Raw genomic sequence first — 12,939 nt, 5'->3', positions numbered from 1 at the left:
AGCTTTTCAAGGCTGCCGCAAGGCGGCCTTTTTTTCTGGCCGGATGTTTGGCGAAGCGGACTGTGCTGAATCATGGCGACCCTGCTCTCGCGTCCGAAATGTTCTAAGCTGACCTCCTCTCCAGCCCACGCCCGCACCGCGCCATGAACCCGCGCCCCTTCACCATCGCCATCCCCGACGCCCAGCTCGACGACCTCAGACAGCGCCTCCACCAGACCCGCTGGCCATCTTCGCTCGATGCAGACGACTGGGAAGACGGCACGAGCCTCACCTACCTGCAACGCCTCTGCACCCACTGGCTCAACCATTTCGACTGGCGCGCCCAGGAAGCCCGCCTGAACCGTCTGCCGCAGTTCCACGCAACCATCGACGGCCAGGACATCCACTTCATCCACCAAGCCGGCCAAGGCCCCGCGCCTATGCCGCTGATCCTGACGCATGGCTGGCCGGGTTCCTTCATCGAAATGGAGCGGATCATTCCGCTGCTGACCGATCCCGCCGCGCACGGCGGAGAGGCAGCCGATGCGTTCCACGTCGTCGTGCCGTCGCTGCCGGGTTTCGGTTTCTCAGCGCCACCGGCCAGCCCCGGCTGCAGTGCGCGCCACATCGCCGGACTGTGGCGCGGGCTGATGCACGGCCTCGGCTACGAACGCTTCGGCACGCAGGGCGGCGACATCGGCGCCACGGTTTCCCTGTGGCTGGCGCGCCGTTTCCCGGAAGAGGTCATCGGCGCGCATGTCAACTACATCCCCGCCAGTTATCGTCCGGCACTCGCAGCAGACCTGCCCCCTCCAAGCGCAGACGAACAGGCCTATCTCGACACCGTAGCCGCATGGGCCTCAGCCGAAGGCGCGTATGCCGCCTTGCAGAGCACGAAGCCGCTCACGCTCGCCTATGCGATGACCGACTCTCCCGTCGGCCTCGCCGCGTGGATCGTGGAGAAGTTCCGCACCTGGAGCGATTGCGACGGCGACATCGAACGCGCGTTCACGCTCGACGACGTGCTGACCGACGTGTCCATCTACTGGTTCGGCCACATGCTCGACGCGTCGTATCGCATCTACAAGGAGAACCGTCGTCAGCCGCTGAGCTTCGATCCCGCGGAACGCGTGGCGACACCGCTCGGCGTGGCGCTGTTTCCGCGCGAGTTGCCGATGCCGCCGCGTTCGTGGCTCGAACGCGTCTTCGATGTGCAGCGCTGGAACGCGATGCCGCGCGGCGGACACTTCGCGGCGCTCGAACAGCCGGCCTTGCTTGCGGAAGAGATCCGCGCATTCTTCAGGCCGTTGCGCGCGAAGTGAGCGGGCGCTTGCGCATAGTCATCTCGGCATCGGCGTGAAGGTGCAGCCAGGCGTGCTCCGATCACTGCAGCAGGCCTTCAACGCGGCTATCGAGTCGCGATGCACCGCATTCCACTGTGCTTCGCTCAGGTTGGTGTCCGTGGGCATCCAGTGGCTTAGCGGAAAGCGATCGGCAAGCGGATCGTTACCCGGCGCGTGCCCGCCTGCTGAAAGCCCGAGAAAGACCTCGCAAGTCTGCTTCGTGCCCACCCGATGGCAGCCGACACACGTATTGCCCGGCGTGCTCATCGTCTTCAGACGCTCCATCTGGAAGGCCGGTCCGATGCTCGAATACTTGCCCCAGGGATCGGTCGGCACCTTGTCCCACACCTGCGCGATGAACGGGCTCATGATGAACGGCCCGGCATCGTGACATTTGATGCAGTTGGGATTCTTGCCGGCCAGGATGCCCGGCGTCTGCCAGAACTCGACCGCCGCGAGCTTCGCCGCGGGCGGCGTCTTCTCGTCGGGCGGCGGCACGCGCGACGTGTCCCAGCCCATCTTCGGATCAGGCGGATTCTTCGATGCAAACCAGCACGTCTTGCCGTTCCCCGTGTGGTGCAGCACGATCACGACCTCGTCGAAATGCGCCGCGACCGTATTGCCCGGATCGTTCTTGCGGCAATAGGCGGAAATCTGCGTCGCCCCGCGCGAGAGATCGAGAATCCTCGCGCCAGGCATGCACTGCTGCACTTTGTCATCCCGAGGATAAAGCAGCGACGGCCGGTCGCAACGGTCGGGATGCTCGTCCAGCCCGATCCGCCTGCCGTCAACAGTGACGGGTATCTCGGTGCCGCTGGCGCAATCGAATGGCGGAATCTCGCCGATTTCCCGCGAACACTGCGCACCATAGTCGAGGATGCCCTGCTGCGGCGGAGCCGCTTCAGCAGCAAGCACCATGGCCACCACAGTCACCGCAGCAATGACAAGCGCGCGTCTCATGATCCCGCTCCGCCCTTGATCTTCGCCTGCGCGACCCGGCGGATCGCTTCCTTGTACCTGACGTAGCCGGTGCAGCGGCACAGGTTGCCGCCGACCCAGGTATCGATTGCGTCGTCGATCCGTTCGGCGGACGCGCCGTACTGGCCGAGATGCTCCAGCATGGCCGTCGCGGCCATCAGGAAGCCGGGCGTGCAGTAGCCGCACTGGAACGCGAACGCCTCCAGAAAACTCTGCTGAAGCGGCGCAAGCCGGCTGCCCTGCGCCAGGCTCTCGACCGTATAGACGTGCTGGTTCGCCAGCGTGCTGACGGTGGTGACGCACGCAAGCGTCTTCTCCAGCAGAGCATCGGGCCGGTTGCGAATGCCGACCGTACACGCGCGGCACACGCCGATCCCACAGCAGACCTTCGTGCCCGTCAGGTCGAGGCGCTCGTGCAGATAATCGGCGAGGCTCATGTCGGCATCGTCGGCGCTGACGGTGAGCGGCTGGCCGTTGACGTGCAGCCTGATTACCGCGCCGTTCACTTGAGCGCCTCGCGGATCACTGCCGGCGTCACCGGCGTCTGCCTGAAGCGGTGTCCCGTCGCCATGGCGAGCGCATTGAGCAGGGCGGGCGCGATCGGACACATGACCGCTTCGCCGATGCCGCGCGCCGCGTGTTGCTGGCCGTCGTCGGGCGGATCGAGTGTATGGAGTTCCTGCCTGGGCGCCTCCTGCATGCTCATGATCCGGTACTGGTCCAGATTCCATCTGCCGTTGCCCGGGCCGCGCGGTCCGGGAGGGCACGCTTCGCTCAGCACGTTGCTGAGCGCCATCGCCACCGCGCCGTGCGACTGCCCGCTGACGATCTCCGGACACAACAGACGCGCGGCGCTCAGCGTGCTCACGACCTGCTCGACGGTCACGCGGCCCGTTTGCGCATCCACCGCAACGGACACCAGCGCCGCCGCCGGCGCATAGTTGGTGCGCCCATAGCCGACGATGATCTCCTTCGGCTCGCGCAGGACGCCGTGCGTCACGGGGCGCAGTTCCTTCACGCTCGGCCCCGTTGCGATGAAATCGCAGTCCATCATGGTCACGCCCGACTTGAAGACATAGTTGCTCTTCCAGAAGTCGCCCGCATAGGTGAGGTGGGCAGCGGCAACGGTGTGCAGGCCCTGGCGGTTGATGGCGTCGAGCAGCCTGGACCAGGTCAGCGGCTCGTGTCCCGGAGCGGTGAGATTCCCGTCGATCCATTTCAGGTCGCCGGACTGGACCTTGTCATCGCGCCAGATCGAACGGGCGGCCGGCAGGATGCTCTGAAGCATCAGCGTCAACGCTGCGCGATCCACTGCCTGAACGTGATGAAACGCGCCGAGACACGCGCTCGACGAACCGAACGCGCTGGACAGCCCTTTGGCGTTGCGGAACTTGCTCCAGAGGCCGGATTGGGTGGCATCGAAATCCTTGATGGCCGTGAAGACGGCCGCGTCGCTCATCCTGATCTGCTGCGCGTTGCGGCCGAGTTGCCGGGCCGGCGCGAGCGCGAGCGTGGTGGCCGCGCCGTTGCCCATGTCGGTGTAGTGCGTCATCACGCGCACGCCCGTCTGGCCGATTTCCACCAGCGCGAACACGCCATCCTTCGCCGTGCCATAAGCCTGATTGGACATGGCGAAGCCGACGCCGTAGCGCAACCCGTCTTTCGCGCGCTCGCTGCGTGTCCGCGCGCGTCCGGTCCAGAGCGGATGCGTTTCCAGCCGCTTCAGATGCTGGTTCAGCTGAAGATCGAACAGGATCTTTCCGCCCGTGATGGTCCGGCTGCCCGGCGTGCCGAGCAGGTTCATGCGCCGGATCTCGAACGGGGACTTGCGAAGCGCGTGAGCTGCTTCGTCGAGCAGGGTCTCGATGGCCATGAAAGCTTGCGGGCCGCCGAAGCCACGCTGCGAGCCGCCATAGATTTCCGGTGAGAAGAAGGTGGCGCCTTCGGCGCTGGCGCGCGGAATGTCATAGCAGCTCATCGCGCTCATTGCCGCGAGATCGCCGACCGCGCCCGTCAGGTTCTGCCTGCCGCCGGAGTTGAGCAAAAACCGGCTGCTGAGCGCCTGGATCTTGCCGCCGTGATCGAGCCAGATCGATTCCTCGAATCTCGACTCGGTGCGCTTCAGGCCCACCTGGAACTGTTCGTAACGCGACAACTGCCAGCGCAACGGCGCTTTTGCGAAGCGCGCGGCCAGCCCAAGGTAGGCAGGAAAAGGCGACTTGTCGCGCCCGCCGAAGCTGCCGCCGGGATAGCAGGCAATGATGTCGACGTGGTCGAGTGGGAGATCGCTCGGGGTCAGCAGATTGGCGACGCTGAAACCATCGTCGCGCGGCGATTGCGTGCCCAGCACCATCTTCATGACGCGCGTGTCCGGGTCGAACCACGCGAGGCCCGATTCCGGTTCCATGAACACCGGGTCCATCGCGGGCGTCTGGAAGATGTGTCCGTCCGCGGTGCCGAATTGCAGCCATTTCCCTTTGCTGACCTGATCGCGGGTCAGATCGAGGATGCGCTGGCGTTCGGCACGCGCGCGCTGCTTGAATTCGTCCGTGGGATTGCCTTGATCGTTGGGCTCCATGTTGGTGTTCCAGAAGCCGCGTTGGTCGTTCCGGACGTAGATCTTGCTGTTGTCGAAGACATTCGAATCCAGCGTGGGATACGGCTTGACGGCGTCGGATTGCACGGCGCCGTAGCGGATGACGGCCGGATTGAAGTCGAGGATCTTCTTCGCCCGGCGATAGATATCGAAGTTCTCGAAGATCAGCAATGCGACCGGCTGACCGTAGCATCCTGCCGGCGCGGATCGTCGCGCGAACAACTCGGCGGCTGGATGGCCGACGCCGCTGCTGTCGGCGGAAGAAGGGATCTTGTGTTCCGCAAGCGTCTCGCTGGTGATGACCACGAGCGGCTTCAGCGCGCGAGGCAACATGCTCAGGTCGATATCGTCGATGACCTGATCGACGCGGTCGCAGCGCAGCGCGTACAGCCAGTTTTCTTCTTTCGGCCAGCCGTCGAAGTCGGCGGCCTTGAAGTCGCGCGCATAGACCTTCGCGCCGGTGACCTTGCTCACGCCCTCGATCCGCCAGCGCGCCTTGCCGGGTTCAGGCGCCCAGTCGGGGTTGCCGGCATGCGTCGGCAACGTGTTGTCGGCGGTGCGTGGCGACGCGTCATCGACGGCATGCGTCGCGCAACCGTTCATCAGCGACGCGATTCCGCTGACCGTGACCGTCGCGGCGCCGCCGCCGACAGCCTTGAGGAAGACCCGCCGTGTAACCGGAAATCGACCGTCCATGCTGCCCTCGACTCAGGGTTCTTCGCAACCGCAAGGATGGCCCTGCACGATAGCCGTTCGTGCAGCGGCGACTTCAGCTTCTACTGCTCATGCAAGAAACGCACAGGTGAAGGAAAGAGAACGATGCGCGCGGTATCGGGATGGACGTCGGTTAGATATGAAACTAGGCGATGACCTGTCTCTAAACAAGGTCAAAATGCAGCGCGTTTCCGCTCGTTGTTCGCGTTTGTGGCGAAAACGCGCTGCAGAGGAAGTGTTCAGTCGTTCGGTTCAGCCGCTTCCGGACTTCGGTGGACTCAATATCCCAGCACCCGGTCATACACATGCTGCAAGGGCTTGCCTTCGAGATGCTCGCGCAGCGCTCGCGCGACTTGTTCCGCGCGTGCGCCGCGAGAAGGCAGCGAAGCCACATGCGGCGTGACGACCACGCCCGGATGCGACCACAGGCGGCTCTCGGGATCGAGCGGCTCCTGTTCGAAGACATCGAGCCACGCGCTGCGCAGGCGGCCTTCGTCGAGTGCGGCGAGCACGTCGTCGAGCACGACTTGCGGACCGCGGCCCGCGTTCACGATGGACGCGCCCACCGGCAGTTTCGCGAGCAAGGCCGCGTCGATCATGCCGCGCGTCTGCGCCGTGTCGGGCAGCAGATTGACCACGATGTGCGCGTTGTCGAGCAGGGCATCGAGGGCTTCATTGCCGCTGAAGCACGTCACGCCGGGCAGATTCCTCGGTGAACGCGACCAGCCCCGGACTTGAAAGCCGTTCAGCGCGAGCCGTTGCGCGCAGGCCGCGCCGAGTTCGCCGAGACCGAGCACGGCCACGTTGGTCTCGCCCGAGCGCCTGCCGATCAGCTCGTCCTTCCAGCTACGCCGGCGCTGCGCATCATGAAGCGCAGCGAAGTCCCGCGTGATGCCGAAGCACGCGGCCATCACGTAGTCCGACATGCGTTCGGTGGTCTCCGGCGTGACCATCCGCACGATGGGCAGATGCGCGGGCACGGAACGGTCGGCCATGATGTGATCGACGCCCGCCGCCGCGCTGAACACGATCTTCAGCGCCGGCATGCGCGCCAGACGTCCCGGCGTCGGTTCCCAGACGAGGACGAAGTCCACCTGGGCATCGTCGACTTCGGGATCGTTCCAGCCGCGCACCTCGAGTTCGGGCAGCCACTTCGCAAAATGATCCTGCCACTCGCCGACCGCGCCGGGTCCGCCCGAATTGACCAGTAACAACATGAAAACGCCTCTCCTCGATAGTGCGATGCAATCGTGAAAACAAGAAGCCGCGTCAGGCGGCCGGACGGCATCGGGCGGCCACGTCGGCGAGCCATTCGTCGCGAAACTCCTTCATGAACGCGACGAACGTGCGCCCGAGCTTCGACAGCGGACGGTGCGTCGGATACATCAGCCCGACGCGAAAGCGAATGCAGGGATCGACCGGCCGGGCATCGACGCGATCCAGATAGCCATGCACGCTGAACGGATCGACGAAGCCGATGCCCAGGTCCAGCGCCGCCATCTCGCACGTGGCATGCGACAGCGACGTATCGATGCGCGTGATCCGGCTCACGTCGTGACTGTCGAAGAAACGGTCCACGTGGCCGCGCGGCTGGTAATGGCCGGTCATCGAGATGAAGGTGCGTCCTTCGAAGTCCTGCGGCGCGAGCACGTCCTTCGCCGACAGCTCGTGCTGCTTCTTCATCACCGCGTAGTAGGGCACGTTGCAGAACTCGTCGACGGTCAGGTCATCCGCGACGGCCGGCAGTTCGGCGAGCCCGAAATCGATCTGCTGCGCCGCGATCCAGTCCTCGATCTTCGAGGACATCTGCACGTCGAGCGACACGTCCACTTCCGGATGCGCCTCGCGAAAGCGCGCGATCACGGTGGGCATGAAGGTGATGCCGAGCGCGGGCATGCAGGCAATCGCAATGCTTCCGACGCGCAGCTTGCGCACGTCGGCGGCGAGCTCGGCAATGCGTTCGTGCGAGCGGATGGTCGCCTCGACCTGCTCGCGGATCATGCGGGCTTCCGGCGTCGGCACGAGCCTGCCGTTGGCGCGGTCGAACAGCGTGACGCCCAGCGCGCGTTCGAAGTCGCTGATGAGCCTGCTGACCGACGGCTGCGACAGCCCGAGCAGTTCGGCAGCGCCGATCATCGTGCCGACTTTCATCGTGGCCTGGAATGCTTCGAGTTGCCGGATGTTCATGATGACGACGGCGCAACCGCCCTGCAAACGAAAGCCCCCATCCTAGGAGGAAAACCGTTCGAGAGCAAAGTCACGCGGATCGACGCGCGGTCGGTCGCCCGTCACCAGATCCGCCAGCACTTGCCCGGCGGCCGGCCCGATGCCGAAGCCGTGTCCTGAGAAGCCCGAGCCGAGATGAAAGCCGGGCAGCGCCTTGACCTTCGAGATGACCGGGATGGCGTCCGGCGTCACGTCGATCATGCCGGCCCACGCGCGCTGGATCGTCGCGCCCGCAAAGCTCGGGAACGCAGCCTTGAGCCGCGCGAGCGCGTCGTGCAGCATCGGCAGGTTGGCGGCCGGGTCGAGCGTCCTGCACGCTTCGAACGGCGACGGACGGTCGAGGCCGAAGCGGCGCGGAATCATCATCTCCTCGAAGAAGCGCCGGCCCAGGCGCAGCTTCAGGTACTTGCGCTCGCTGAGCCACGCGCGCATGAACTTCGTGCTGAGACGGATGCTGTCGGGCGTGAGGTCCGCGACGGATGCGCCGAGCTTCGACACCGTATAGCCGCCGTCGCTGCGCTTGCGGCAGGTGAAGTCGCCGCCGTTGATGGTGACGTCGAGGCCGGCGTCGATGGGCGCGGTCTGCATCACCGAGGCATGCACCTTGAGCTGCGGAAAGTCGATGGCGTGATTGCCGCAGAACAGCCGCGACCACGCGCCGCCCGCCAGCACGACGTCCGCGCATTGCACGCGCCCGTGCTCGGTCACGATGCCCGCGACGCGTCCGGCGGCCACGTCGAGTCCGCGCACTGCGCAGTGTTCGATGATGCGCGCGCCGTGCGCTCGCGCCAGATCAGCGATGCCGCGCGTGGCCGCGAGCGGCTCGGCGACGCCGTCGGAATCGCTGTACAGCGCGCCTGCCCACGGCCGCTGCGAAGGCGGGATCAGTTTCGCCAGCGCGGCGCGGTCCATGAGCCGCGCGTGCGCACCCTTCGTCTGCGCGGCGCCGAGCCACTTCTCGTGCGCGGCCATGTCGGCATCGGAGGCGGCGAGATAGGCGAGGCCGGTGGTGCGATAGCCGACATCGACCTGCGACTGGATCTCTTGCCAGAGTTCGTTCGCGAGCATCGACAAGGGCAACTCACGCACATCGCGGCCCACGCTGCGAATCCAGCCCCAGTTGCGCGACGATTGCTCGCCGGCCACCGTGCCCTTTTCGAACACCGCGACGTCGATGCCCTTGCGGGCCAGCGCCAGCGCGCAACTCACGCCGATGATCCCGCCGCCGACAATGGCGACGGACACTTGCTTGGGCAGATCCGGTTTCAACTCGCGTGCTCCGAAATGAGTCAGTGATGCGGCCCGGACGTCAGGCCAGGCGCTTCCGGCTCGCGGCCAGGCCGCAGAGCGCGAGCGCCGAGACGGCGATCAGATACCACGCAGGCGACATGATGCTGCCGGTCGTCTTGACCAGCAGGCTCGTCACCAGCGGCGTAAGGCCGCCGAACAGCGTCATCGCGATCACATAGGCCAGCGACACGCCCGTCGTGCGGCAGCTTGCCGGGAACAGCTGCGACAGCAGCGAACCGACCGGCGAGTAATAGAAGCTGTAGAACACCAGCGAAAGAATGCACTGGAACGCGACGAGCGTGACCGGGCCCGGCGCGCGCGTCAGCATATAGAACAGCGGCAGGATCAGCACCATGCCGGTGAGGAGCGCGGCGCGCATCACCTTTACCGTGCCGAAGCGGTCCGCCGCCATGCCGCCGACCAGCGGCAGCAGCACGCACACGAGACCGCTCGCGATCGACGACGAAAACGCCGCATCCTTGCTGACGCCGAGATTGTTGATCGCGAAGGTCGGCATGTAGATGTTGATGAAGCTCGCCAGCCCGCCCGCACCCGCGACGATCGCGCCAATCAGCACGGCCGACTTGTGGGAGCGCGCGGTTTCACGCAGCGGCGAATGCTCGGTCTTCTTCACCTGTTCGAAGTCGGCGGTCTCGCTCACCTTGCGGCGGATATACAGCCCGACCGGCCCGATCAGGCAGCCGAACACGAAGGGCAGGCGCCAGCCCCACGAATTGACCTGCTCGGCGGTCAGGAAGTGGTTGATGCAGTAGGCGAACAGCGACGACGTCAGCACCGCGAGGCCCGACGCCGAAAACTGCAGGCTGCCGAAGAAGGCCATGCGGCGCTTGTCCTGTTCGGTCAGGAACGAGTTCGCGGCGCCGAATTCCCCGCCCGCCGAAAAGCCTTGCAGCAGGCGTCCGGCAACGAGAATCACCGGCGCGAGCACGCCGATGCTGTCATAAGTCGGCACGACGGCGATCGACGCCGTCCCGAGCAGCATCAGCAAGGCGGCCAGACTGAGGGCGAAGCGCCGCCCGCGCCGGTCCGCGATGACGCCGAGCACGATCGCGCCCACCGGACGGATGACGAAGGAACTGCCGAAGGTGAGCAGACTGAGCAGCAGCGCGGATTGCCCGTCGCCGGTCGGGAAGAAGAGCTTCGACACGGTGATCGCGAACATCGCGTACACGAGCAGGTCGAACCATTCGAAGAACGTGCCGAAGTTCGCGGCGATGACGTCCCGCACGCGGTTTGGAGCGGGTTGGTCCACGACGGGGGCGTCGAGGGTGCTGGCCTTGTTCAACATATTCATCCTTTGCAGTCTTGAGCAGGCGGAGCGGCCGCCGGATGCCGTGGTGCCAACGTTCATAGCGATAGTGCTGGTTCAGACCTCAACTGCCTTTGAAACGCGTTGCGCCGCACCCAATGGCGTGCTGCGCGCGAAGCTCCGGCCATGCCAGAGCAGACAAGCGGAATCGACATCGCGGCGTGACGAAATCCGCTCGATCACGCCGACAAAAATCGAATGCGTGTAGCCGTCGTGACACTTGTCGAGCCGGCAATCGAGCACGACAGCGGCATCGGCGAGCACGGGCGCGCCGGTTTCGAGCGTGGTCCACTGGCCGGGCTCGAAGCGCGCATCGCCCTTCGCCGCGCGAAAGCGGTCGACGATGTCGCTCTGTTCCACCGACAGCAGGTTCACCGCGAACGTGCCGTGCTTAACGATGGCATCGTGCGCGGAGGCGTTCTTGTTCACGCACACGACGAGTGAAGGCGGATCCGACGACAGGCTGCACACCGACGTCGCGATCAGTCCCGCGGGCTTGCCGTCGCGCAAGGTGGTGACGGCCGTCACGCCCGCCGCGAACAGCGCCATGGCGTCCTGGAAGCTGTGTTCCGAATCGGTTGCGGTTGCGGTCGGCATCATCACGCGCCTCCGATGCGCTGGAAGACGCTCGGCGCAAGGCCGAGATTCGCGCGCAAGGTCGTGCCCTCGTAGCGCGAGCGGAACAGCCCGCGCCGACGCAACTCGGGCACGAGGAAGTCGCTCATGTCGTCCATGCCGGTGGGAAGAATCGGCGGGCAGATATTGAAGCCGTCGGCGGCGTCGTTGCGGAACCAGTGCTCCATTTCGTCGGCGATATCCGCCGCCGTGCCGATCAGCAAACGCACGCCGAACGTCGACGCCACGCGCTGACCGAGTTGGCGGATCGACAGGTTCTCGGCATGCGCGACCTCGACCAGGTTCTGCGCGATGCTGCCGATGTTCTTCGTGTTCGCCGTATTCAGATCGGGCACCGGGCCATCCAGCGGATAGGCCGACAGGTCGCCCAGCTGGCCGTACAGCGCCGCCAGTCCGCTCAGCGGATGGATCAGCGCCTGGAGTTCCTCGTACTTGTCGCGCGCTTCCTCGCGCGTCGCCGCGACGAAGGGCGCGATGCCCGGCATGATGAGCAGGTCGTCCGGCTGCCGGCCATGAGCGGCGAGCCGGCCTTTGAGGTCGGCGTAATAGGCTTGCGCGCTGCTGAGATCGTGCGAGTTGCTGTACACCACTTCCGCACAGCGCGCCGCAAGCCGGCGGCCTGCTTCGGACGCGCCCGCCTGCACGATGACCGGCTGTCCCTGCGGCGTGCGCGCCGAGTTCAACGGCCCGCGCACCTGGAAGTGCTTGCCCTTGTGGTTCGGCGTGTGCAGCTTCGCTTCGTCGTAGAACAGGCCGGAGTCCTTGTCGCGCACGAAGGCATCGTCTTCCCAGCTGTTCCACAGCGAGCGCACGACGTCGACGAATTCGTCGGCGCGTTCGTAGCGGTCCGCGTAGGCGAGGTTCTCGGTGCGGCTGAAGTTCTGCGCCTCTTCGTCCGACCACGACGTCACCACGTTCCAGCCCGCGCGCCCGCCGCTGATGTGATCGATCGATGCGTACTTGCGCGCGATATGGAACGGCTCGTTATACGTGGTCGATGCCGTCGCCACCAGGCCGATGTTGCGCGTCGTGGCCGCGAGCGCCGCCAGCAGCGTCAGCGGTTCGAGTTCCGCGTTGCGCATGTCGCGGGCGAGCGAGCCCTTGGGATTGTCGTTGGCGCGGATGCCGAGGCCATCCGCGAAGAAAATCATGTCGAAGTGCGCGGCTTCCGCCTTGCGCGCCGTGTTCAGGAAATGCTCGAAGCTGAGCGCGCCATCGGCGGGCACCGACGGATGCCGCCACGCGGCCACGTGATAGCCGAGATACCGCATCGAGAGACCGAGTCTGAGTTTGCCGTCCTTCGTCATTTCCGACACCTCCATGTGCTGCCGTTCATCTCGCCGCTCCGGTGTGAAGCGGCGTCGTGTAGAGCATGGTGAGTCGCGAAATCGGGCGACTCAACGCTGTCAAAATTGGTCGGCTATCCGGAAAGCGAATAGGGCGGCGTCAGTGCGGTGCAGCGGGCCTCCGGGACTACTCGTAGATGACGAAAATCTTTCGTACCGTCTCGATGTTGCGCCACACGCCGGTGAAACCGGGCTTGATCAGGAAGCTGTCGCCGGGGCCGTAGCGGACGGGCGAGCCGCCATCCTCGGTGATTTCCACGACACCCGACAGGATGTGGCAGAACTCGAACATCTCGCCGCGGATCGAGCGGTTCGCGCCCGGCGTCGATTCCCAGATGCCGGTCTGGATCTTGCCGTCGAAGGCTTCGTCGAGCAGCCAGGTCTGGTTCTGCGGATTGCCCGAGATCAGGCGTTCGGGCAGCGGCGCGCCGGGTTGCGGGGCGAAATCGGGCGCGGTGTCGAGGGAGACGAGCAGGGACATGGGCTTCGTTTTAAAAGGTC

At 65.5% G+C, this 12,939-nt stretch carries 11 protein-coding genes; 1 reads left to right on the top strand and 10 read right to left on the bottom strand.

Going from position 1 to position 12,939, the window contains the following annotated elements:
* Positions 1–143: 143 nt before the first annotated feature.
* Complete coding sequence (locus tag QCE83_RS18805) at positions 144–1,301, top strand: epoxide hydrolase (protein ID WP_309814092.1); 1,158 nt, start codon at positions 144–146, stop codon at positions 1,299–1,301.
* Between the two features lie 18 nt (positions 1,302–1,319).
* On the opposite strand, the gene QCE83_RS18800 is transcribed toward QCE83_RS18805, so the two are convergent.
* From QCE83_RS18800 to QCE83_RS18755, 10 genes are all read right to left on the bottom strand, one after another.
* On the bottom strand, positions 1,320–2,282 hold the full coding sequence (locus tag QCE83_RS18800; protein ID WP_309814088.1) for a hypothetical protein: 963 nt from the start codon (positions 2,280–2,282) through the stop codon (positions 1,320–1,322).
* Entirely contained in the window at positions 2,279–2,806 is a 528-nt protein-coding gene (locus QCE83_RS18795) for a 2Fe-2S iron-sulfur cluster-binding protein (RefSeq protein ID WP_309814085.1), read from the bottom strand. Before QCE83_RS18795 ends, QCE83_RS18800 begins: the two co-directional genes overlap by 4 nt.
* Positions 2,803–5,592: a molybdopterin cofactor-binding domain-containing protein gene (locus QCE83_RS18790; protein WP_309814081.1), complete on the bottom strand. Its 2,790-nt coding sequence runs from the start codon at positions 5,590–5,592 to the stop codon at positions 2,803–2,805. The genes QCE83_RS18795 and QCE83_RS18790 overlap by 4 nt, the downstream gene beginning before the upstream one ends.
* Positions 5,593–5,888: 296 nt before the next feature.
* Positions 5,889–6,827: a glyoxylate/hydroxypyruvate reductase A gene (locus QCE83_RS18785; RefSeq protein WP_309814078.1), complete on the bottom strand. Its 939-nt coding sequence runs from the start codon at positions 6,825–6,827 to the stop codon at positions 5,889–5,891.
* A gap of 52 nt (positions 6,828–6,879) precedes the next feature.
* The gene (locus QCE83_RS18780; RefSeq protein WP_309814076.1) at positions 6,880–7,797 is read right to left on the bottom strand and encodes a LysR substrate-binding domain-containing protein; all 918 of its coding nucleotides are present in this window, start codon (positions 7,795–7,797) and stop codon (positions 6,880–6,882) included.
* A 42-nt stretch (positions 7,798–7,839) separates the two neighbouring features.
* Positions 7,840–9,105: an FAD-binding oxidoreductase gene (locus QCE83_RS18775; RefSeq protein ID WP_309814072.1), complete on the bottom strand. Its 1,266-nt coding sequence runs from the start codon at positions 9,103–9,105 to the stop codon at positions 7,840–7,842.
* A 40-nt stretch (positions 9,106–9,145) separates the two neighbouring features.
* Positions 9,146–10,441: an MFS transporter gene (locus QCE83_RS18770; protein WP_309814068.1), complete on the bottom strand. Its 1,296-nt coding sequence runs from the start codon at positions 10,439–10,441 to the stop codon at positions 9,146–9,148.
* Between the two features lie 72 nt (positions 10,442–10,513).
* Complete coding sequence (locus QCE83_RS18765; protein WP_309814066.1) at positions 10,514–11,056, bottom strand: flavin reductase family protein; 543 nt, start codon at positions 11,054–11,056, stop codon at positions 10,514–10,516.
* Positions 11,056–12,399 (bottom strand): LLM class flavin-dependent oxidoreductase, encoded by a 1,344-nt coding sequence (locus tag QCE83_RS18760; protein ID WP_309814063.1) that lies wholly within the window; start codon positions 12,397–12,399, stop codon positions 11,056–11,058. Before QCE83_RS18760 ends, QCE83_RS18765 begins: the two co-directional genes overlap by 1 nt.
* Positions 12,400–12,565: 166 nt before the next feature.
* Positions 12,566–12,919, bottom strand: a complete 354-nt coding sequence (locus QCE83_RS18755; RefSeq protein ID WP_309814059.1) for a cupin domain-containing protein — start codon at positions 12,917–12,919, stop codon at positions 12,566–12,568.
* Positions 12,920–12,939: the final 20 nt, after the last annotated feature.

The sequence above is a fragment of the Caballeronia sp. LZ034LL genome, from assembly GCF_031451215.1.
Classification (GTDB): Bacteria; Pseudomonadota; Gammaproteobacteria; order Burkholderiales; family Burkholderiaceae; genus Caballeronia.
Note: the sequence above shows the minus strand (reverse complement) of the source record. Positions and strands in the feature narration are given on the sequence as shown.

Coding starts and splice junctions, on each gene's coding strand:
- QCE83_RS18805 (WP_309814092.1), top strand. CDS start 144: ATGAACCCGCGCCCCTTCACCATCGCCATCCCCGACGCCCAGCTCGAC.
- QCE83_RS18800 (WP_309814088.1), bottom strand. CDS start 2,282: ATGAGACGCGCGCTTGTCATTGCTGCGGTGACTGTGGTGGCCATGGTG.
- QCE83_RS18790 (WP_309814081.1), bottom strand. CDS start 5,592: ATGGACGGTCGATTTCCGGTTACACGGCGGGTCTTCCTCAAGGCTGTC.
- QCE83_RS18785 (WP_309814078.1), bottom strand. CDS start 6,827: ATGTTGTTACTGGTCAATTCGGGCGGACCCGGCGCGGTCGGCGAGTGG.
- QCE83_RS18780 (WP_309814076.1), bottom strand. CDS start 7,797: ATGAACATCCGGCAACTCGAAGCATTCCAGGCCACGATGAAAGTCGGC.
- QCE83_RS18770 (WP_309814068.1), bottom strand. CDS start 10,441: ATGAATATGTTGAACAAGGCCAGCACCCTCGACGCCCCCGTCGTGGAC.
- QCE83_RS18765 (WP_309814066.1), bottom strand. CDS start 11,056: ATGATGCCGACCGCAACCGCAACCGATTCGGAACACAGCTTCCAGGAC.
- QCE83_RS18760 (WP_309814063.1), bottom strand. CDS start 12,399: ATGACGAAGGACGGCAAACTCAGACTCGGTCTCTCGATGCGGTATCTC.
- QCE83_RS18755 (WP_309814059.1), bottom strand. CDS start 12,919: ATGTCCCTGCTCGTCTCCCTCGACACCGCGCCCGATTTCGCCCCGCAA.